This is a genomic window from Pseudomonas sp. GW821-FHT05D12 (assembly GCF_059419825.1).
In genome coordinates, this window is record NZ_JBWKSN010000027.1 from 1 (window position 1) to 21,664 (window position 21,664).

Below are 21,664 nucleotides of genomic sequence, written 5' to 3' on the forward strand. Positions count from 1 at the left end.
CCCCCCCCCCCCCCCCCCCCCCCCCCCCCCCCCCCCCCCCCCCCCCCCCCCCCCCCCCCCCCCCCCCGCTCCCACATGTCCGGCGGCGCCGCGAACTCATGCACAACACGGTATACTCCCGCTCTTTTTTCCGGAGCGACGTCATGTCCCTGCCAAGCCTGCGTCTCAAAGCCAACGCCGATCGTCGTTTGCGCAACGGCCACCTGTGGGTCTACAGCAACGAAATCGACGTGGCCGCCACCCCACTTCACGGCTTCCAGGCGGGCGACCAGGCCATCCTCGAGGCGGCCGGCGGCAAGACCCTGGGCATCGTGGCCATGAGCCCGAACAACCTGATCTGCGCTCGCCTGCTGTCGCGCGACATCAAGTTGCCGTTGGACAAGTCGCTGCTGGTGCATCGCCTGAACGTCGCGCTGTCCCTGCGTGATCGCCTGTTCGACAAGCCGTTCTACCGCCTGGTCTACGGCGATTCCGACCTGCTGCCAGGCCTGGTGGTCGACCGCTTCGGCGACATCCTGGTGGTGCAGATCGCTTCGGCGACCATGGAAGCGCATAAAGAAGACGTGATCGCCGCCCTGACCCAAGTGCTCAAGCCGAGTGGCATCCTGTTCAAGAACGATTCCGCCGCGCGCGACGCCGAAGGCCTCAACCGCTACGTCGAAACCGTGTTCGGCCTGGTGCCGGAATGGGTTGCGCTGGAAGAAAACGGCGTGAAATTCGAAGCCCCGGTAATCCAGGGCCAGAAGACCGGCTGGTTCTACGACCACCGCATGAACCGCGCACGCCTGGCCCCGTACGCCAAAGGCAAGCGCGTGCTCGACCTGTACAGCTACATCGGCGGCTGGGGCGTGCAGGCTGCGGCTTTCGGCGCCAGTGAAGTGTTCTGCGTCGACGCCTCGGCCTTCGCCCTTGATGGCGTGGAGCGCAACGCCGCGCTGAACGGCTTCGCCGAGAAGATGACCTGCATCGAAGGCGACGTGTTCGAGGCCCTCAAGGAACTCAAAGCCAGCGAAGAACGCTTCGACGTGATCGTCGCCGACCCGCCGGCCTTCATCAAACGCAAGAAAGACATGAAAAACGGCGAAGGCGCCTACCGCCGCCTGAACGAGCAAGCCATGCGCCTGCTCAGCAAGGACGGCATCCTGGTCAGCGCGTCGTGCTCGATGCACTTGCCCGAAGACGACCTGCAAAACATCCTGCTGACCAGCGCCCGTCACCTGGACCGCAATATCCAGATGCTCGAACGCGGCGGCCAGGGCCCGGACCACCCGGTGCACCCGGCGATTGCCGAGACGCGGTATATCAAGAGCATTACGTGCCGGTTGTTGCCGAATAGCTAAGTTTTCCCTGCGATGCTGCCCGGCTGGCTCCGGGCAGCATCAATTCACAAAGCCGCCCCTTCAAATAAAAGCAAACTTTTTCATTTCTTGTACAAAGTCACAAACCACATAGAGCTTCATCGTTACAGCAAAAACATACTACAACGCCATCAGAACCCTCCTACGCCTCCTGACTAGATAAATCTAAAACCAGCGCCTAGCCTAGTTTCCGTCACGATCAATTTGTGTGACAGCCATTTAACTTAATGAAATGGAGAGCTGATATGAACGCAATCGTTCTTGAGTCAAAAGCACTGGCAGCATTCGCATTGATCGGAATGCCTAAATAAGTCGTTGATGACAAGCTGGGTTGTACGCCAACCCAGCCCTAAGAACGGGAAGAAAACAATGCAAATAAATCCCAACTTATTTTTCTTAACCAAATCACAATATCTGATTATCTGGAACTACAAAACTCATGAGCAATTCGAATTAGATCGCGCGCACTCGCAGCGACTGCTAGAGCTAATATACGACCTTTCGCTTTATAACTCCGAGTTTGAGATCGACTCGACGTTCACTCACCATGCAATTATTCAACAAGGTGAAGGTGCGCCAACGTTAGATAACCAGTGGGGATGGGATGACTTGTCGAGGATATTCCACATTGGTACAAAAGACTTATCAGACGCTGATCAGCCTACAGACAGCGTCAGTTGGGCAGCTCATTATTTGGCCCACTGCCAGGGCGTAATGCGCACGAGTCCTCCTGATTCGAATCGGTTCGCCCATCTCCAATCAGAAGACTTTATCAGTCTACCGCAACCCTCACCAAACGAATCTCTCAGAACATACCCGTTACTGCAACACACGTTAATTAAGCGAAAAACCTGCCGCACCTATTTAAATAAAAGCGTTTCTTTAGAAGACCTAAGCACGCTGCTCTACCTGTCTCTAGGGCACTTAAAAGAACGCCTGCAAGACACCTCACATTTAACGCCCCCCTCTTTCCGCGCTAGACGAAGCAGCCCATCAGGTGGTGGATTAAGCTCCAGCGAAGGTTATGTGTATGCGCACAACATAAGAGGCGTAAATCCCGGATTTTATTATTACCACCCGGAGTTACACGCACTCAGGCTGATTCGTCGAATACAAGAGCCTCTCGGAAACTACCTTAACGGCCAGCATTTCATCGATAACCTTCCCTTTGGTATTTTCATTACATCACGATTCGACAAACTGTGGTGGAAGTACCCACACTCCAGAGCCTACCGAGTTGCCCTGATAGAAGCCGGACACATCTCACAAACGGCTCAGCTCATTTCAACCGCCATGGGGCTTAACACTTGGATTTCTTCCGCTCTCAACGACACCAAGATCGAGAAAGCCCTTGGCATACAGGACTTTAAAGAGCAGTTGGTTCTTTTCGTAGGCGCCGGTTACAGCGACGGTCAGGTTTTCAGCGATGAATTCGAAAAGCTTTTGAAGACTGATTGAGGCCTTGGCGATGCAGCCTTTTACAACATGCCTTTGGAAGAGAATGACTCCACCTTTATTGATTGAATTCTCGCCACCCAAGGCTAATATCGTTTTTTGGCACCTCATCGGAAATAAAAACAATGTCTGAGTCTTCCTGCTCGCCCTTACTCGGCAGCGAGATAAAACGCCACCAACTCTCACGCTTCATCCTCATCACTTGCATCTCACTTATCAGCTTCTTCCCGATCAACATCCTGCTGCCCTCCTTTCCCGCCTTGGCTGAAAGGTTCGATACACCCACCGCCGATGTGGCGCTGTCCATCAGCCTGTTCACCCTGGTCTTTTCCATCTCCCAACTGATCACTGGCCCGCTCTCGGATAAATGGGGGCGCAAGGAAGTCCTGCTCGGCTGCATCACATTGTCGATCCTGGGAGCGATCGGTTGTGCACTGGCGACAGACTATCTGACCTTCTTGTTGTTTCGCAGCGTCCAGGCCATGGGTTGCGGTTTCTTTGTGTTGGGCCATGCCTTGGTGGAAGACCTGTTCGAGGAACAGGACCGCGCCCGTGTGCGCCTGTACTACATGACGCTCAGCGGCTCTTTTGTCGCGCTGTCACCGCTGATCGGCTCCTGGCTGCAGACCACCTTCGACTGGCAGGGCAGCTTCTATGGTTTTGCGGTGATGGCCGCGGGCATGCTGATCCATGCGTTCTGCATCCTGCCTTCCAAATCCGCCAGCCCACATCGTGCGCCAGTGTCCATCCTCGGCACGCTAAAGGCTGTCGCCCGCAATCGCGACTTCCTGCGCTACTGGTGGATTGCCGCACTGGTATTCGCCTGTTACTTCGCCTTGATCAGCGTGACACCGCTGATTTTCATGGATGTGCTGAAGCTCTCCGAATACCAGTACGCGATGGTACTGATGGTGTACGGCGTGGCCTATCTGCTTGGCGGCGTAGCAGCCTCATACCTGCAAAAGCGCATTTCACTGTCCCGGCAAATCAATATCGGCCTGGGGCTACTGCTCGCCGCCGGCGTACTGCTGACCCTGATCGTCAGCTTTGAAGCCATCACCACGGTGAGCCTGCTGATTCCGATGTTGATCAGCGCGCTGGGTGTCACCCTTGTGCGGCCCGCTGCGATTTCGGCGGCGATGCTGCTGTTTTCCAGCAGTGCAGGCACGGCGGCATCGGCGGGTAACAGCATCATGTTCCTGACAGCCGCCATCAGCAGTGCCGCTCTGGCGCAAACCGGCCATAATTTGTTGATGACGATTGCCGTCAGCTTCATCGTTTCCAGCCTGTGGGGTTGGCTGACGAACGCACGCGTAGTCCGCTGACCCTTTCCCCCGGAGCGAGGGTGCCGAGTGTTTGCTCGCGAAAACTCAAAGGTGGCGCGAGCTATCTGTTGGTGCTGCGTTATCGTTGACGTTTTTCGCGAGCAAGCTCGCTCCTACAGGTAGACGGCCATTCCCTCCAGCCGCCAGCGGTGTAGAATCGGGCGTATTCATCGCCAGTCATCCCCCGGCGGGTTTATGAGCTCGAGGCCCAAGCACGCGGCGATCCCGCGACGCGAGTGGCAACTTCCGGACACACGGCCATTTTCTGAGTGTTCCAGACGTCAATAGAAGCTCACTCCCCAGTAGTAGTTACCTGATTAGCCGCCCGGAGTGCTCCATGCCAGATTACCGCTCGAAAACATCCACCCATGGCCGCAACATGGCCGGCGCGCGCGCACTGTGGCGCGCCACGGGGATGAAAGATGACGACTTCAAGAAGCCGATCATCGCGATTGCCAACTCGTTCACCCAGTTCGTACCGGGCCACGTCCACCTCAAGGACCTGGGCCAACTGGTCGCCCGCGAGATCGAACGTGCCGGCGGTGTAGCGAAAGAATTCAACACCATCGCCGTGGATGACGGCATCGCCATGGGCCATGACGGCATGCTGTACTCGCTGCCGAGCCGCGAGATCATCGCCGACTCCGTGGAGTACATGGTCAACGCCCATTGCGCCGACGCCATCGTGTGCATCTCGAACTGCGACAAGATCACCCCTGGCATGCTGATGGCCGCCCTGCGCCTGAACATCCCGGTGATCTTCGTCTCCGGCGGCCCGATGGAAGCCGGCAAGACCAAACTGGCCTCCCACGGCCTCGACCTGGTCGACGCCATGGTCATCGCCGCCGATTCCAGCGCTTCTGACGAGAAGGTCGCGGAATACGAGCGCAGCGCCTGCCCGACGTGCGGTTCGTGCTCCGGCATGTTCACCGCCAACTCGATGAACTGCCTGGTCGAAGCCCTGGGCCTGGCCTTGCCGGGCAACGGCTCGACACTGGCCACCCACAGCGACCGTGAGCAGCTGTTCCTGCAGGCCGGCCGCACCATCGTCGAACTGTGCAAGCGCTACTACGGCGAGAATGACGAGTCGGTGTTGCCGCGCAACATCGCCAACTTCAAGGCGTTCGAAAACGCCATGACCCTGGACATCGCCATGGGCGGTTCCACCAACACCATCCTGCACTTGCTGGCCGCGGCCCAGGAAGCCGAGATCGATTTCGACCTGCGCGACATCGACCGCCTGTCCCGTCACGTGCCGCAACTGTGCAAGGTCGCGCCGAACATCCAGAAGTACCACATGGAAGATGTGCACCGTGCCGGCGGGATCTTCTCGATCCTCGGCTCGCTGGCCCGTGGCGGCCTGCTGCACACCGACCTGCCGACCGTGCACAGCGCGTCCATCGCCGAAGGCATCGCCAAGTGGGACATCACCCAGACTGACGACGAAGCCGTGCACACCTTCTTCAAGGCTGGCCCGGCTGGCATCCCGACCCAGACTGCGTTCAGCCAGTCGACCCGTTGGGACACCCTGGATGACGACCGTGAAAACGGCTGCATCCGCAGTGTCGAACACGCCTACTCCCAAGAAGGCGGCCTGGCCGTGCTGTACGGCAACATCGCGCTGGATGGCTGCGTGGTGAAAACCGCCGGTGTGGATGAGTCGATCCATGTGTTCGAAGGCAACGCGAAGATCTTCGAAAGCCAGGACAGTGCCGTGCGCGGCATCCTCGCCGACGAAGTGAAGGCCGGCGATATCGTGATCATCCGCTACGAAGGCCCGAAAGGCGGCCCGGGCATGCAGGAAATGCTCTACCCGACCTCCTACCTGAAATCCAAGGGCCTGGGCAAAGCCTGCGCCTTGCTGACCGACGGACGTTTCTCCGGCGGTACTTCCGGCCTGTCCATTGGCCACGCTTCGCCTGAAGCCGCTGCCGGTGGCGCGATTGGCCTGGTGCAGGACGGCGACAAGGTGCTGATCGACATTCCGAACCGCTCGATCAACCTGTTGATCAGCGATGAAGAACTGGCGGCACGCCGGGTCGAGCAGGACAAGAAAGGCTGGAAGCCGGTCGAGAAGCGTCCGCGCAAAGTCACCACTGCGTTGAAGGCCTATGCCCTGCTGGCCACCAGTGCCGACAAGGGTGCTGTGCGTAACAAAGCGATGCTCGACGGCCTGTAAGCCTCGCGCAAAAAAAATGCCCCGCCAAGTGCGGGGCATTTTTTTTGCCTGGAACAACGCTCCAAAACACTGAGGATCAACTGTGGGAGCTGGCTTGCCTGCGATGGGCGCGCCTCGGTGTTACTGAATTTCCTCAGGCTTGACGATCACCCAGTTCTTGTCCGCCGTCACCGGCAACCCTTCCTTGGCCTGCGCCGCCGCATGCTTGGCGATCATGCCGTTGAGTTGGGTCATGTATTTGTCCTTGCGGTTGATCCACAGGTGGATGCCGCCCTTGGCCACGTCCACATCGTGGAACAGCATGTAGCCATCGCTGGTCGGTGTGTCGCCGCCGACGATCACCGGTTTTTTCCATTCGTCGATGTAGGTGAGGATGGCTGCGTGCTTGCCCGCCATCCAGGTGGCCGGGGTCCACAGGTACGGGGTCAGCTCCAGGCCGAGGTTGGCCTTCTCGTCATATTTGCCGGCGGCAATCTGCTTGCGCGCGGTGGTCAGCTCGCCGGTCTTGCGGTCCTTGAGCAAGGTGCTCACGCCGATCACATTCTCCGGCTTGACGTTGTAGCCGTACTTCGGATCGGCGGCGACCATGCGCACCAGCTCTTCCGACGCGGCGGTCATCACATACACCTCGATGCCGTTTTCCATCAGCTTGTTGTACAGCTCGGCCTGGCCGGTGAAGACTTTCGGCGGCTGCACCTCAGATTGCTTCACCACGTCGCCTTCAAAATAGCTGACCGGCACGGGCTTGCCGGAGGCCATCAGCTCATCGACCTGCACCTTGAGCTCCTTGAGGGTGAAACCGGAGAACACCTGGGCAACCCACGGGTAGCAGACCATGTCGTCGACTTCGCAGAGGCGATAGTAGTAACTGAACAGACTTTCCTTATGGTCGGCGGTGTCTTTGAACGGCATAAGCTTGAGCGACGGATCAAGGCTGTCGCGGGTGATCAGGCCCTTGTTTTCCATGTAGGGCAGCAGGGATTCTTCGAGGTCGTAGCGGTAGCTGGTGTTGTCCATGTCGAACACCGCGTAATTACCCTTGTTGGCGTTGGCGGCGATCATTTTGTTCAGTTGCTCGGCGGCCGGTGCCGGCCAGTGTTTCAACTCGGTGGCGGCCATGGTTTGTCCGGCGAGGCCCAGACACAGCGCGGCGGCAAACAATCTCGAAGCGAGCTTCATATGCGTTTTCTCCCTGAGTTAAAAACATCGACGCTAACAAATCCCTGTGACAGTTACCGCCCGAGCGCGACCGCTTGCGTCGTGATTGCGCCAAAGGCGTGTGCATGCGCGCCAGATGCTTATTCCAAAAACGACAGTCACCATTCCATATCGGTATTAAATCAATATATTTCAAGCTGTTAGGCTTTCCGGTTCGCAATCGCAGGCTCACGCGATTGGCTGCCTTCTCAACGGAGCTTCAATGAATCTGCCCCTGATTCTCAACTTACTGGTGTTCGTGGCCCTGCTGCTGGGCCTGGCACAAACTCGTCGCACCAACTGGAGCCTCGCCAAGAAGGTGCTGGTTGCGCTCGTACTCGGCGTGGTGTTCGGCACTGTCTTGCACACGATCTACGGCGACGGCAACCCGGTGCTCAAAGCCTCCATCGGCTGGTTCGACCTGGTCGGCAACGGCTACGTGCAACTGCTGCAAATGATCGTGATCCCGTTGGTGTTCGCCTCGATCCTCAGCGCCGTGGCGCGCCTGCACAATGCCTCGTCACTGGGCAAGATCAGTTTCCTGACCATCGGCACACTGCTGTTTACCACCGCGATTGCGGCGCTGATCGGCATCGGCCTGACCAACCTGTTCGGCCTCACCGCCGAAGGCCTGGTGGCCGGCACCCAGGAAATGGCGCGCCTGCAGGTGATCCAGAGTGATTACGCCGGCAAGGTCGCCGACCTGAATATCCCGCAACTGCTGCTGTCGTTCGTGCCGGCCAACCCGTTTGCCGACCTGGCCCGGGCCAAGCCGACCTCGATCATCAGCGTGGTGATTTTCGCCGCCTTCCTGGGAGTTGCCGCGCTGCAGCTGCTCAAGGATGACGTGGAAAAGGGCCAGAAAGTCCTCAACGCCATCGACACCCTGCAAGCCTGGGTGATGCGCCTGGTGCGCCTGGTAATGAAGCTGACGCCATACGGCGTATTGGCGCTGATGACCAAAGTGGTCGCCGGTTCCAACCTGCAGGACATCATCAAGCTCGGCAGTTTTGTCGTGGTCTCGTACCTGGCCCTGGGCCTGATGTTTGTGGTGCACGGCCTGCTGCTGTCCCTGGCCGGGATCAACCCGCTGCGTTTCTTCCGCAAAGTGTGGCCGGTGCTGACCTTTGCCTTCACCAGCCGCTCCAGCGCGGCGGCGATCCCGCTGAGCATTGAAGCGCAGACCCGCCGCCTGGGCATCCCGCAATCCATCGCCGGCTTCGCCGCCTCGTTTGGCGCGACCATCGGCCAGAACGGCTGCGCCGGCCTCTACCCGGCGATGTTGGCGGTGATGGTCGCGCCGACCGTAGGCATCAACCCGCTGGACCCACTGTGGATCGCGACGTTGGTAGCAATTGTGACCCTGAGTTCGGCCGGCGTTGCCGGCGTGGGTGGCGGTGCAACCTTTGCCGCGCTGATCGTGCTGCCCGCGATGGGCTTGCCGGTGTCACTGGTGGCGCTGCTGATTTCCGTGGAGCCACTGATCGACATGGGCCGTACGGCGCTGAACGTGAATGGCTCGATGACGGCCGGCGCGATCACCAGCCAGGTCATGGGGCAGACGGACAAAGCGTTGTTGAATGCGGATGAGCATGCGGAGTTGGCGCAGGCCTGATAGACCGCATTCGCGAGCAAGCCCGCTCCCACATTTTGACCACATTCTCATGTTAGAACTCGGTCAAATGTGGGAGCGGGCTTGCTCGCGAAGCCCTTAGGCTTTTTCCCAAACCTCGAAGTTGTACGCCGGTTTGCCACCCTCAGCCGGATTCTCTAGATTCGACACCAGCTTCCACTGGCCCAGATCAAACTCCGGAAACCAAGCATCCCCTTCCGGACTCAGCGCCACCCGCGTCAAATACAGGCGATCCGCCTGCTCCAGCCCCTGCGCATATAACTGCGCGCCGCCGATCAGCATCAGTTCGTCCACGCCTTGCGCCTTGGCCCATTCCTCAGCGCGCTCTACCGCCGCATCCAGTGACGGAAAAACTTCCGCACCTTCCAGCGCCAGGCCGGTCTGACGGCTAACCACAAGGTTCAAGCGCCCTGGCAGCGGTCGGCCCAGGGAGTCCCAGGTCTTGCGCCCCATGATGATCGGCTTGCCGAGCGTGGTGGCCTTGAAATATTTGAAATCCCCCGGCAAATGCCAGGGCATGCTGTTGTCGACGCCGATCACGCGGTTTTCACCGAGGGCTGCGATCAGGCTTAAAGGGAGAGTTTTTTTCATGGCGACGAGAATACCAGAGGTGCGAGCCAGCGGTTATGCTCCAACCTCACTTGCTCAACAGGACGGCGCGTGACTGCACTGAACCCACTGCAAAAACTCTGGCTGACAGAAACCGTGCGCCTGCGGGAAGAACACGCCGGCCCCCTGGAAGACCTCGAAGCCAATCGCCTGGCCCGCACCGCCGGTGGCGACCTGCCGACACGCATCCAGCAGCGTGCCTTGCACCTGGCCGAGCGCGATGGGCTCACGGCCGCCCTCACCCGCTGGCTGCAAGGCGCGCGCCTGGCGCTGGTGCTGTTGGCCATCGTCGCGGTGATCAGCGGCGCCGGGCTGGCCTTTGCTGCATTGGGCAACGGCCTGACCCCGGTGAATGTGTTCTGGGCCCTGGGCAGCCTGCTCGGCTTGAACCTGATCCTGCTGCTGAGCTGGGCGCTGGGCCTGCTGTTTGCCGGCGAACACAGCGCCAGCCTCGGCCGACTGTGGTTATGGCTCAGCGAAAAACTCGCGCGTGATGCCAAGGCCGCCCAACTGGCGCCGGCATTGCTGCTGTTGCTGCAACGGCAAAAGCTCAATCGCTGGGCCGTGGGTGTGCTGGTCAACAGCCTGTGGCTGTTGGCGCTGCTCAGTGCCCTGGTGATTCTTCTTACGCTACTCGCCACCCGCCGCTACGGTTTTGTGTGGGAAACCACCATCCTTGGTGCCGACACCTTTGTTGCCGTGACCCAGGCCCTCGGCACCCTGCCCGCCCTGCTTGGCTTCAATGTCCCGAGCATCGAGATGATCCGCGCCAGCGGCGATGCCGCGCTGAATATCGAAAGCGCTCGCCAGGCCTGGGCCGCCTGGCTGGTGGGCGTGCTGCTGGTCTATGGCCTGCTGCCCCGGCTGATCCTCGCCCTGCTGTGCCTGTGGCGCTGGAAACGCGGGCGCGCCGCGCTGCGCCTGGACCTCAACCTGCCCGGCTACAGCCAACTGCGCGAACGCCTGATGCCGAGCAGTGAACGGCTTGGCGTCAACGACGCCGCGCCCGAACAACTGCACCACGCCACCGGCGGCGTCAGTGAACTGGAAAGCGACGGCGCGTTGCTGGTGGCCATCGAGCTGGATGACCAGCACCCCTGGCCGCCGAAACTGCCGGCCCGCGTGAAGAACGCCGGCATCCTCGACAGCCGCGAATCGCGCAACAAACTGCTGGAGCAGCTCAGCCGCTTCCCGCCGGCACGCCTGGCCATCGCCTGCGACCCACGCCGCTCGCCCGACCGTGGCAGCCTGGCGCTGATCGCCGAACTTGCGCGCAGCGCCACCGCCACCCGTGTATGGCTGCTGCAGGCCCCACCTGGCCAGGCGCTGGACGCAGAGCGCCTGGGTGATTGGCATGCCGCGCTGCACCAACTCGAGCTGCCCTTCGCCGACTGCGCGCCGCTGAACTGGCTGGAGACCGGTCATGACTAAACCGCTGAAACTCGCCGTGGTCGGCCACACCAATGTCGGCAAGACCTCCTTGCTGCGCACCCTCACCCGGGATGTCGGCTTCGGCGAAGTCTCCCATCGCCCCAGCACCACGCGGCATGTGGAAGGTGCGCGCTTGTCAGTGGACGGCGAAGCCTTGCTGGAGCTGTACGACACGCCCGGCCTGGAAGACGCCATTGCCCTGCTCGACTACCTGGAGCGCCTGGATCGACCCGGCGAACGCCTCGACGGCCCGGCACGCCTGGCGCGCTTTCTGGAGGGCAGCGAAGCCCGCCAGCGTTTCGAACAGGAGGCCAAGGTGCTGCGCCAACTGCTGGCCTCGGACGCCGGCCTGTATGTGATCGACGCCCGCGAGCCGGTGTTGGCCAAGTACCGCGACGAGCTGCAAGTGCTGGCCAGCTGCGGCAAGCCGTTGCTGCCGGTACTCAACTTCGTCAGCAGCAGTGACCACCGCGAGCCGGACTGGCGTGAAGCCCTGGCGCGCCTCGGCCTGCATGCGCTGGTACGGTTCGACAGCGTCGCGCCGCCGGAAGACGGCGAGCGGCGCCTGTATGAAAGCCTCGCCCTGCTATTGGAAAACGCCCGTCCGCAACTGGAGCGGTTGATTCTTGACCAGCAAGCCCAACGCCAGGCCCGCCAGCAAAGCGCCGCGCGATTGATTGCCGAGCTGTTGATCGACTGTGCCGCGTGTCGACGCAGCGTGGTCACCGAAGACGAACAGCAGGCCATCGTGGAGTTGCGCAAAGCAGTACGCCAGCGTGAGCAAAAGTGCGTCGAGGCGCTGCTCAAGCTGTTCGGCTTTCGCCCACAGGATGCCGCTGCCAGTGACTTGCCCTTGCTCGACGGACGTTGGGGCGATGACCTGTTCAACCCGGAAACCCTCAAGCAGCTCGGCGTGCGCGTCGGCGGCGGGATTGCGGCAGGCGCGGCCGCGGGTGCCGGCGTGGACCTGCTGGTCGGCGGCCTGACCCTCGGCGCCGCCGCCATCGCCGGTGCCATCGCTGGCGGCGCGCTGCAGACCGCGCGCAGCTATGGCAGCCGCCTGCTGGGCAAGATCAAGGGCCAGCGCGAGCTGACCGTCGACGACAGCGTGCTGCGCCTGCTGGCCCTGCGCCAACGCCAATTGCTCAAGGCCCTGAACCTGCGCGGCCATGCGGCGATGCACAGCATCAAGGTCGATACGCCCCAGGACAAGACCTGGCGCGAAGGCAAGTTGCCGGATGCGCTGCACAAGGCTCGCGCCCATCCACAATGGTCATCCCTCAACCCGCACGCCAAACTCAGCCAGGCCGAGCGCCAGGAACAGATCGAGGCCCTGGCCCAGCGTCTCGACGAGACTTAAGCCGCCAGCAGCTGCCGAGCCTTGGCCTTGAGCACGTCGAGGTCGAGCACCGGCACGTGCATTTCCTTGGCCTGCTCGTCCCAGTGGCGCAGGCGCAGGCTGACCTGGCACAGCGGATCCTGCTCGAAGGCCCGGGCCTCCTCGGCTGTCATGACCCCGCCCTGGTAACCCAGGGTGCGCCGGCTGGCTTCGCTCAATCGCGCGTAGTAGTCCGGCTGGCTGAAGGTCAGGTAACGCTTGGCCTGCACGTGGTACTCCACGAGTTTGGCCAGGCGCTCGCTGAAACCCGCGCGCCGCAGGTAATCCGCGCCCAGCCGTTCGTGGCTGACCACGCCGTACCCGCCCATGTTCTCGGCGCCCTGGCCGCACAGGTGGCCGATATCGTGGAAGAACGCTGCCAGTACCACTTCATCGTCAAAGCCTTCGGCCATGGCCAACTGCGCCGCCTGGGACATGTGCTCGATCTGCGACACCGGCTCGCCAATGTAATCCGCCGTGCCGTGCTGTTCGTACAAGCCGAAGACGTCGGCTATCGCCTGTTCCGGGTTCATCACGCATCTCCCCACAGTGTGGTGATATTTCGCTCGGCCAGCGCCGGCCCCACGCTCATGCCCACGCCGGTGTGCATCAGCGCCGCACTCACGCCTGGCGCCGCGCGCAGGAAGGAAAACGGCCCCGGCCCACGAGCACCGTAGACGCCCTGCCAGCGCTCGACCACCTGGATCTTGCACCCCAGCGTCTGCTCTGCCAACTCGATCATCCAGTCATCCACCTGCTCGGCATTGAACGGCGAGGCGTCGCTGCCGTAGTGGTGGGAGTCACCGATGATCAGCTCGCCATGCGGCGTCGGACTGATCAGCAAATGAATGCCGTGTTCGTGCAGGTGCGGCGTTTCGCGCAGGATCTGGGCCTGCACCGGCGCGGCTTCCGGCAGGTCGGCGAAGGCACCGTAGTGCACGCAACTAAGGCCAGTGAGCAGCGCGTGTTGCAGGTTCAGGTTGACCGCCGGGCGCGCACGCAACATTTGCAGGCGGCAGATGCTCGGGTTGAGTTCGGCGATCGATTCGGCCAGCAGGGTCTGGTAGTCGTGGCCGGAGCACACGATGATCTGCTCGCCGCGAAAACTGCCCGCCGTGGTGTGCACTTGGCCCGGCTCGACGTCGCGCACCAGCGTGGAGAAATAGAACTCCACGTTCAGCTCTTGCGCCAGGTAGCTGATCAGCGCCGGGATCGCTTCACGCGAATACAGCTGCTGATCGTCCTTGCCATGCAGCGCGGCACGGTGATGACGGAACTGGCCGCCGTACAGATCCTTCATGGCGGCGCCTTGCAACAGCTCGACGTTGTAGCCGTGCTCTGCAGCGCGGCCAGCGCAAAAGGCTTCCAGCAGATGCTCCTCCGCTTCGGTGCGGGCGAACAGGTAAGAGCCGTTACGCTTGAGCTGCAGACCTGCCCGCTCAGCCCAGTGCCCCCAGATAGCACGGCTTTCCCGGGCCAGGTCAAGCATCGGCCCCGGCGGTTGGCCGGTGACCAGTGCCTGGCCGAAGTTGCGCACCGAGGCACCCAGCGGCGTGGCGCTGCGCTCGAAGACCTTGACCTTGAGGCCGCGCTTGGCCGCGGCGTAGGCGTGGGACAGGCCGAGGATGCCGGCGCCGATGATCAGCAGTTGTGTCATGAAGACCTCTCGTTCCCGCGCTCCGCGTGGGAATGCATCCTGTGACGCTCTGCGTCACGACTGCAAAAGCGGACGCAGAGCGTCCAGAGCCGCATTCCCACGCAGAGCGTGGGAATGCTCAGGGGTTATTGTTTTTCCGATTTGCCGTCATAGCGCTTGCGCCATTCGGTCAGGATGCTGTCGCGGTTTTTCGAAGCCCAGGCGAAGTCGTTCTTGATCAGGCGCTGCTCGTAGTCGGCCGGCAACTCGGTCTGCGGCTTGGCAATACCCGGCTGGGCGAGCACCGCGAAGTTGTCCTTGTACAGGTCCATCGCCGCTGCACTGGCGGAGAAGTCGGCGAGCTTTTTAGCCGCGTCGGCGTGGGCAGTGCCCTTGATCACCGCCGTGGCTTCAATGTCCCAGCCCAGGCCTTCTTTCGGCAGGATGATGTCCAGCGGCGCGCCCTGGCGTTTCAACTGCACCGCCGGGTATTCGAAGGAAATGCCGATCGGGAACTCGCCCGAGGCCGCCAGCTTGCACGGCTTGGAACCGGAGTGAACGTACTGGCCAATGTTCTGATGCAGGTCGTCCATGTACTGCCAGCCCTGCTTCTCGCCGAAGGTCTGCAGCCAGGCGCTCACATCCAGGAAGCCGGTACCGGACGACGCCGGGTTAGGCATGACGATCTTGCCCTTGTACTCGGGCTTGGTCAGGTCCTGCCAGCTCACCGGCTTGGTCAGCCCCTGCTTCTCGGCCTCGACGGTGTTGAAGCAGATGGTCGCGGCCCACACGTCCATGCCGACCCAGGCGGGTGGGTTGGCTGCGTCGCGGTAATTCTTGCCGATCTTGTCCAGGTCCTTCGGCGCGTAGTTGTCCAGCATGCCCTGCTGGTCGAGGATCGCCAGGCTGGAGGCCGCCAGGCCCCACACTACGTCGGCTTGCGGGCGATCTTTCTCGGCCAGCAGCTTGGCCGTGATGATGCCGGTGGAGTCGCGCACCCATTTGATTTCGACGTCGGGGTTGGCCTTTTCGAACGCCTGCTTATAGGTCTTCAACTGCTCGGCTTCGAGGGCCGTGTACACGGTCAGCTCGGTCTTGGCGAAGGCATTCAGGCTGAATGCAGTGAGTACGGCAGCGACCAGCGCCAGGGGCTTGAACATGGAGCACCTCCTTCAGGGATGTTTTATTGGCCCGGCGCGCTTTGGCGCCAGGCTTGGGAGCGGCGCAGCGCGCCACGTGAAGCCCACGCCAGCAGCAGCGAGACGCCGGCCGAGGTGAACAGGATCAGGGTCGACATGGCAGCGGCGCCGCCCACGTTGCCGGCGTCGTCCATGTTCAACACGGCGACGGCGGCGAGGATGGTGTCGGGGCTGTAGAGGAAGATCGCCGCCGACACGGTGGTCATCGCCGACACAAACAGGTAACGCACGATGTCCAGCAGCGCCGGCAGGCAGATCGGCACCGTCACGCGCAGGTAGTGGCGGTACAGCGGCGCCTTGAGCGACAGCGCGGCCGCTTCGAACTCGGCGTCGAGCTGGCGCAGCGCAGTGGTGGCGGTCATCTGTGCGGTGGTCAAATAGTGAGCAATGGTGCACACCACCAGCAACGTCATGGTCCCGTAGAACACATGCAACGGGTTGCCGTTGAGATTGAAAAAGAACACGTAGCCCAGGCCCAGCACCAGCCCCGGCACGGCCATCGGCACGAAGCTGAGCATGCGCAGCGCCAGGTTCAGGCCTTTCTGGCCCTTGGTCTTTTCCATCAGGTAGGCGCCGGTGAAAATCAGCACGCTGCCGATCAACGCGGTGCACAGGGCCATCGTCAGGCTATTGCGATAGGCCAGCCAGCCGCCGCCGGCCGTGTCTTCGAACTGGTAGTGGTTGAGCGACAACGACAGGTTGTACGGCCAGAACTTCACCAGCGACGAATACACCGCCATGCCGAACACCAGCAGCAACACCGCGCAGATCAGCAGCACGATGGCCAGGTAGCAGCCGTCTCTGGTGCGCGACGGCGCCGGCCGGAAGACCTGGGCGCGGCCGCTCATGGAATCGCCATGACGACGGCGCAACCAGGCATCCACGCCAAAGCTGAACAACGCCGGCAGCAGCAACACCATGCCGATCAATGCACCGCGACCGAATTGCTGCTGGCCGACCACCGCCTTGTAGGCCTCCAGCGCCAGCACCTGGTAGTCGCCACCGACCACCACGGGCACGCCGAAGTCGGTGATGGTCAGGGTGAACACCAGGCAGAACGCGGCGAACACCGCCTGGCGCGTGGCCGGCCAGGTGATACTGCGAAACGCTCGTGCCGGGCTGGCGCCCATGCTTGAGGCTGCATCGAACAGTCGCGCGTCCGCCAGGGAAAGCGCTGACAGCAGGATCATCAAGGCGTGTGGGAAGGTGTAGATCACCTCACCGAGCACAATGCCCCAGAAGCCGTAGATATTGTCCGAGAGCATCCCGCGCAGCATGCCCTGGTTGCCGAACAGATAGACCAGCGCAATGCCCGGCAGCATCGACGGCGCCATCAACGGCAGCAACGACAGGCCACGCCAAATCGCCTTGCCGGGAATCAAGGTGCGTTGCAGCGCGTAGGCAAACAGGTAGGCCAGCGGTACGACAATGGCCGCCACGCTGAGGGACACCTTCAGGCTATTGCCCAGCAGCCAGTGGAAATTATCGCTGGTGACCAATTCCCGCGCCGCGACCAGGCCACCGCCCTGCCCGGCCTCGCTGCTGAAGCCGCGCCAGAAGATCGCCAGCAACGGCAGCAACACGGCGATGCCCAGCAGCAACAGCCACACCAGTTTGCCGCCGACCACGAAAATGCGGTCGCCCCATTCGGCGTGGGATACCTGTCGCGCGGTGGGCAGAATCATCACGGCCGCCATCTCAGGCAAACACCTGCAGGCTGCGGGGCGGCAACGCCACCCAGATGTCCTGGGCGCCCAGGCGCGGCATGGCTTCCGGGGCGAGTTCGGCGAGCAGCGGATGACCGGGCAGTTGCTCCAGCTCAAAGCTCATGCGGCAGCGATTGCCGAGGAAGGTGATCTCGCGGACCTTGGCCGGGAACAGGTTTTCTTCATGCACCGGCGGATTCACATTGATCGCTTCCGGGCGGCAGAACAAACGGCCGGAGCGGGCCACGCCGGCATCATCGGCCAGGCGCATGTTCATCCCGCCCACCTGGGCATGGCTGACACTGTTGCGGCTGAAGGGCAGCCAATTGCCCTGGCCGACAAACTCCGCCACAAACGGCGTGGCCGGGCGGTCGTAGATTTCCTGCGGCGTGGCGTACTGCTCGACCTTGCCGTTGTTCATCACGGCGATGCGGTCGGCCATCAGCATGGCCTCGTCCTGATTGTGGGTAACCATCAGCGTGGTGATGCCCAGGCGCCGCTGCAGCTGACGCAACTCGGTGCACAAATGCTCGCGCACACGGGCGTCGAGGGCCGACATCGGCTCGTCCAGCAGCAGCAACGACGGCGCGGGCGCCAGCGCACGGGCCAGGGCGACGCGTTGCTGTTGACCGCCGGAGAGTTGGCCGGGGTACTTTTTTTCACTGCCGACCAGGCCGACCAATTCGAGCATCTGGCCGACGCGCTTGCGCACTTCATCGCGACCGCTGCCGGTGAGGCCGTAGCCGATATTCGCTTCGACGGTCAGGTTGGGGAACAACGCGTAGGACTGGAACAGAATGCCGTAGTCCCGCGCCTGGGGTGGCAGCAGGGAAACGTCGCGGCTGCCCAGGTAAAGTTCACCGCTGTCCTGGCGTTCCAGGCCGGCGATGCAGCGCAGCAAGGTCGTCTTGCCGCAGCCGGACGGGCCCAGCAGGCACACCAGCTCGCCGGCGGCGACGTCCAGGGACACGTTGTCCAGCGCGGTAAAGGCGCCGAAGCGTTTCTGGATACCGCGCACCTTCATCGGTGCGCCGGGTTGGGTCAGGGCTGTGTTCATGCAAGGCACCTCATCAAACGGATGAAGGCCATGCTAGGCAGCCAATGCGTCCCTCGTGTGGCAGAAAGGCAAAAGGGAGTGATAGTGGTATTGGTGGATTTGGGTAGGCCTCATAGAGATGCGTCGCCGGGTGTAGCGCTTTCGCGGGCAAGACCGCTCCCACATTTGGACCGCATTCTCATGCTGGAACTCGGTCAAGCGTGGGAGCGGGCTTGCCCGCGGAGAGGCCCGTCAACCCCACCCAAAAACTCAGAGCGGCGACATTTCCTGCGCCAACCCCAGAAACGCCGCCGGCAGGCGAGCCGATTTTCTTTCCTTGAGGCAGTACAAATACTCCGGGATCTGCGGCGCATTCTCGATAGTCAGCACCCGCAGCTGCGGGTCATGGGGCACTTCCTGGCGGGCAATGATGCTGATACCAATATTGCGCAGCACCGCCTCGCGGATCGACTCCCGGCTGCCGATTTCAAGCAATGGCCCGTAGCTCACGCCCGCGCCTTGCAGCATCTCTTCGGTCAGCCGCCGCGTGGTCGAGCCCGCTTCGCGCATCAACAAGGTGTGCCCGGCCAACGCCGTCAGCGGCACATGATCAAGCTTGGCCAGCGGATGGTTGCGATGCACCGCCAGCACCAGCGGGTCGGTGCCCAGTACGCGGCGGATCAGGCGCGGGTCTTCCAGCAGTTGCGAGGACGCGGCGACATCGACGCGGTAATCGTCGAGCGCTTCGAGCACTTGCTGGGAGTTGCCGATTTCCACTGACACCTCCACCTGAGGCAGGCGTTCGCGAAAGGCTTTGACCAGGTCGAGAATGTAGTACGGCGCGGTGGCGGCAATCCTCAGCGCGCCCTGGACCTGGCCGCTGTTGCGCAGGAAAAACTCGATGTCGGCTTCCTGCTGCAACAACGCCTTGACCATCGGCAGCAAGCGCGCGCCCTCGTCGCTGACAGTGAGGCGGCGCCCGCCGCGGTAGAACAGCTCGACGCCGTACTGGCTTTCCAGGTTACGAATCTGGGTGGTGACCGTGGGCTGGCTCAGGCCGAGTTTTTTCGCCGCCTGGGTAATGCTGCCCAGGCGGGCGACCATGAAAAACGCCTTCAACTCGGCACTCAGCACACCACCCTCTCATCGTCTATTTGCGCAACAGGCGCATGCCATTGAACACCACCAGCAGGGCCACGCCCATGTCGGCGAACACCGCCATCCACATGGTGGCCAGCCCCAGGAAGGTGACCACCAGGAAGATCGCCTTGATCACCAGCGCCAGGGTAATGTTCTGCCTGAGGATACTCGACGTTTGCCGGGAGAGCCGAATGAAAGCCGGAATCTTGCGCAAATCATCGTCCATCAACGCCACGTCGGCGGTCTCGATGGCGGTGTCGGTGCCCGCTGCAGCCATGGCAAAACCGATCTCGGCGCGCGCCAGGGCCGGGGCGTCGTTGATGCCATCACCGACCATGCCGACCCGATGACCCTGGCCATACAGGGTTTCGATGGCTTGCAGCTTGTCGGTAGGCAGCAGGTCGCCCTGGGCCTGATCGATGCCGACCTGGGCCGCGATGGCCTGGGCGGTGTGGGTGTTGTCGCCGGTAAGCATCAGGGTCTTGATACCCAGCGCGTGCAGTTGCTGGATGGCTTCACGGCTGCTGTCCTTGACCGTGTCGGCCACGGCGAACAGCGCCAGCGGGCCGGATTTGTCGAGCAGCAGCACCACGGACTTGCCTTGTTTTTCCAAGGCGAACAGTTTTTCTTCCAGTTCCGGCGAGCACAGGCCCAGGTCTTCGACCAGGCGGTGGTTGCCCAAGTGGTAGGTCTGGCCATTGATATCGCCGCGCACCCCACGGCCGGCCAGGGCCTCGAAGTTGTCCACAGGGTGGCTCGGCAGGTTTTTATCCACGGCCGCGTTGGCAATTGCCAGCGACACCGGGTGGTCGGAACGCCCGGCCAAACTGGCAGCAAGCGCCGGGGCACTGTCCTCGACGTTAGGGAACAGCGCCAGGTAATCGGTTTGCACCGGCTTGCCGTGGGTGATCGTGCCGGTCTTGTCGAGGGCCAGGTAGTCAAGTTTGTAACCGCCCTCCAGGTACACGCCGCCCTTGATCAGGATACCTTTGCGCGCCGCTGCCGCCAGACCGCTGACGATAGTCACCGGGGTGGAGATCACCAGCGCACAGGGGCACGCCACGACCAGCAGCACCAGGGCGCGGTAGATCCAGTCGAACCAGGCGCCGGCCATGAACAGCGGGGGGATCAGCGCCACGCCCAGGGCAAACAGGAATACCGCCGGGGTGTAGACCTTCGAGAAGCTGTCGACAAACCGCTGGGTCGGCGCGCGTGCGCCCTGGGCCTGTTCCACCGCGTGGATGATCCGTGCCAGCGTGGATTGATTGGCCGCTGCGGTGACCTTGTACTCCAGCGAACCGGCCTGGTTGATGGTGCCGGCGAACACTTTGTCGCCCACGGTCTTTTCAATCGGCAGGCTTTCACCGGTGATCGGCGCCTGGTCGATGGTGGATTGGCCAGCGGTGACTTCACCGTCGAGGCCGATGCGCTCGCCGGGCTTTACCCGCACGATCGCGCCAAGATCGATACTTTTAACCTCTAGTTCCAGCCAGCTGCCATCGGCCTGTTGCACGGTGGCCTGTTCCGGAGTCATTTGCATCAAGCCATTGATGGCGTTGCGCGCACGGTCCAGGGACTTGGCTTCGATCAACTCGGCCACGGTGAACAGGAACATCACCATCGCCGCTTCTGGCCACTGGCCAATCAACACCGCACCGGTCACCGCGATGCTCATCAAGGCGTTGATGTTCAAGTTGAGGTTTTTCAGGGCAATCCAGCCCTTTTTATAGGTGGTCAGGCCGCCGCTGAGGATCGAGACCAGCGCCACCACGGCAATCACCCAGGTCGGCGCGGCATGGGTGAAGTGCAGCACTTCGGCGGCCAGCGCGCCGACGCCGGACACCGCCAGCGGCCACCAATGTTTCTTGGCCGGCGGCGCGGCGGCCGGGGCGCCTTCTTCGATGGGGTCGGCCTGCATGCCGATGGATTTGATGGCGTCGATGATCGGCGTGGTGCTCGGCAGATCGTGGGTGACGCCAAGGATCCGGTTGATGAGGTTGAATTCCAGCTGCTGTACGCCGGCGAGCTTGCCCAGTTTGTTCTGGATCAGCGTCTGCTCGGTGGGGCAGTCCATGGCTTCGATGCGGAAGGTACTCAGGCGCGAACCGGCAGTCGGTGCCTCGCTCAGTTGCACCACCGCAGGCGCGGGTGCGCCGGAGCAGCAGGAACCGCCGTGGCCGTGGTCGTGCACGGGGGTGAGTTTCTTCGGGCCATGATCATGATCATGGTCATGGTCATGGTCATGGTCATGGTCATGCTTGTGGTCGTGCTTATGCGGGGTGTGCAGGGAGTCGCTCATCAGGTCGCGTCCGTAAGGTGCCTGTTGCCAAGTAAAGACCCTGTAGCCACTATAGGGTCAAGCACCCATTTGGAGATTGCTGC

General features: G+C 62.1%; 16 protein-coding genes. 7 read left to right on the forward strand and 9 right to left on the reverse strand.

Annotated elements, in window-relative coordinates; all coding sequences use genetic code 11:
• Positions 1-143: 143 nt before the first annotated feature.
• The 4 genes from AC07SI_RS29915 to ilvD all read left to right on the forward strand — a co-directional run bounded on the left by AC07SI_RS29915 (position 144) and on the right by ilvD (position 6,317).
• Positions 144-1,340, forward strand: coding sequence for a class I SAM-dependent rRNA methyltransferase (locus AC07SI_RS29915; protein WP_003195152.1), 1,197 nt, complete (start codon positions 144-146; stop codon positions 1,338-1,340).
• A 387-nt stretch (positions 1,341-1,727) separates the two neighbouring features.
• A complete protein-coding gene (locus AC07SI_RS29920; protein WP_495007091.1) occupies positions 1,728-2,816 on the forward strand; it encodes a SagB/ThcOx family dehydrogenase in 1,089 nt (362 codons plus the stop codon).
• Between the two features lie 122 nt (positions 2,817-2,938).
• Positions 2,939-4,138: an MFS transporter gene (locus AC07SI_RS29925; protein ID WP_106802374.1), complete on the forward strand. Its 1,200-nt coding sequence runs from the start codon at positions 2,939-2,941 to the stop codon at positions 4,136-4,138.
• 337 nt (positions 4,139-4,475) lie between these two features.
• On the forward strand, positions 4,476-6,317 hold the full coding sequence (gene ilvD / locus AC07SI_RS29930) for a dihydroxy-acid dehydratase (RefSeq protein ID WP_065902201.1): 1,842 nt from the start codon (positions 4,476-4,478) through the stop codon (positions 6,315-6,317).
• Between the two features lie 120 nt (positions 6,318-6,437).
• On the opposite strand, the gene AC07SI_RS29935 is transcribed toward ilvD, so the two are convergent.
• Positions 6,438-7,496 carry an HAD family hydrolase gene (locus AC07SI_RS29935; RefSeq protein WP_065902203.1) on the reverse strand — a complete coding sequence of 353 codons (1,059 nt, stop codon included), beginning with the start codon at positions 7,494-7,496 and terminating at the stop codon, positions 6,438-6,440.
• Between the two features lie 241 nt (positions 7,497-7,737).
• Between AC07SI_RS29935 and AC07SI_RS29940 the strand changes: the two genes are divergently transcribed.
• The gene (locus tag AC07SI_RS29940; RefSeq protein ID WP_065902204.1) at positions 7,738-9,129 is read left to right on the forward strand and encodes an L-cystine transporter; all 1,392 of its coding nucleotides are present in this window, start codon (positions 7,738-7,740) and stop codon (positions 9,127-9,129) included.
• A gap of 96 nt (positions 9,130-9,225) precedes the next feature.
• Here AC07SI_RS29940 and AC07SI_RS29945 read toward each other — a convergent pair whose 3' ends face one another.
• Entirely contained in the window at positions 9,226-9,738 is a 513-nt protein-coding gene (locus AC07SI_RS29945) for a dihydrofolate reductase (RefSeq protein WP_495007092.1), read from the reverse strand.
• Positions 9,739-9,807: 69 nt separating this feature from the next.
• On the opposite strand from AC07SI_RS29945, the gene AC07SI_RS29950 reads away from it, so the two are divergent.
• Both AC07SI_RS29950 and AC07SI_RS29955 read left to right on the forward strand, forming a co-directional pair.
• Entirely contained in the window at positions 9,808-11,187 is a 1,380-nt protein-coding gene (locus tag AC07SI_RS29950) for a DUF2868 domain-containing protein (protein ID WP_106802371.1), read from the forward strand.
• Positions 11,180-12,547 carry a DUF3482 domain-containing protein gene (locus AC07SI_RS29955; RefSeq protein ID WP_106802370.1) on the forward strand — a complete coding sequence of 456 codons (1,368 nt, stop codon included), beginning with the start codon at positions 11,180-11,182 and terminating at the stop codon, positions 12,545-12,547. Before AC07SI_RS29950 ends, AC07SI_RS29955 begins: the two co-directional genes overlap by 8 nt.
• Here AC07SI_RS29955 and AC07SI_RS29960 read toward each other — a convergent pair.
• The 7 genes from AC07SI_RS29960 to AC07SI_RS29990 form a co-directional block, all read right to left on the reverse strand.
• Positions 12,544-13,098 carry a phosphonate degradation HD-domain oxygenase gene (locus AC07SI_RS29960; RefSeq protein WP_201146075.1) on the reverse strand — a complete coding sequence of 185 codons (555 nt, stop codon included), beginning with the start codon at positions 13,096-13,098 and terminating at the stop codon, positions 12,544-12,546. The genes AC07SI_RS29955 and AC07SI_RS29960 overlap by 4 nt on opposite strands.
• The gene (locus tag AC07SI_RS29965) at positions 13,098-14,222 is read right to left on the reverse strand and encodes a TIGR03364 family FAD-dependent oxidoreductase (RefSeq protein ID WP_495007093.1); all 1,125 of its coding nucleotides are present in this window, start codon (positions 14,220-14,222) and stop codon (positions 13,098-13,100) included. Before AC07SI_RS29965 ends, AC07SI_RS29960 begins: the two co-directional genes overlap by 1 nt.
• A gap of 125 nt (positions 14,223-14,347) precedes the next feature.
• Positions 14,348-15,361 carry a putative 2-aminoethylphosphonate ABC transporter substrate-binding protein gene (locus AC07SI_RS29970; protein ID WP_159960711.1) on the reverse strand — a complete coding sequence of 338 codons (1,014 nt, stop codon included), beginning with the start codon at positions 15,359-15,361 and terminating at the stop codon, positions 14,348-14,350.
• A 23-nt stretch (positions 15,362-15,384) separates the two neighbouring features.
• Positions 15,385-17,097 (reverse strand): putative 2-aminoethylphosphonate ABC transporter permease subunit, encoded by a 1,713-nt coding sequence (locus AC07SI_RS29975; protein WP_213551247.1) that lies wholly within the window; start codon positions 17,095-17,097, stop codon positions 15,385-15,387.
• A 1-nt stretch (position 17,098) separates the two neighbouring features.
• The gene (locus tag AC07SI_RS29980) at positions 17,099-18,163 is read right to left on the reverse strand and encodes a putative 2-aminoethylphosphonate ABC transporter ATP-binding protein (protein ID WP_106802365.1); all 1,065 of its coding nucleotides are present in this window, start codon (positions 18,161-18,163) and stop codon (positions 17,099-17,101) included.
• A gap of 249 nt (positions 18,164-18,412) precedes the next feature.
• Entirely contained in the window at positions 18,413-19,276 is an 864-nt protein-coding gene (locus AC07SI_RS29985; RefSeq protein ID WP_065902221.1) for a LysR family transcriptional regulator, read from the reverse strand.
• 16 nt (positions 19,277-19,292) lie between these two features.
• Positions 19,293-21,581 (reverse strand): heavy metal translocating P-type ATPase, encoded by a 2,289-nt coding sequence (locus AC07SI_RS29990; RefSeq protein ID WP_495007094.1) that lies wholly within the window; start codon positions 21,579-21,581, stop codon positions 19,293-19,295.
• Positions 21,582-21,664 lie beyond the last annotated feature (83 nt).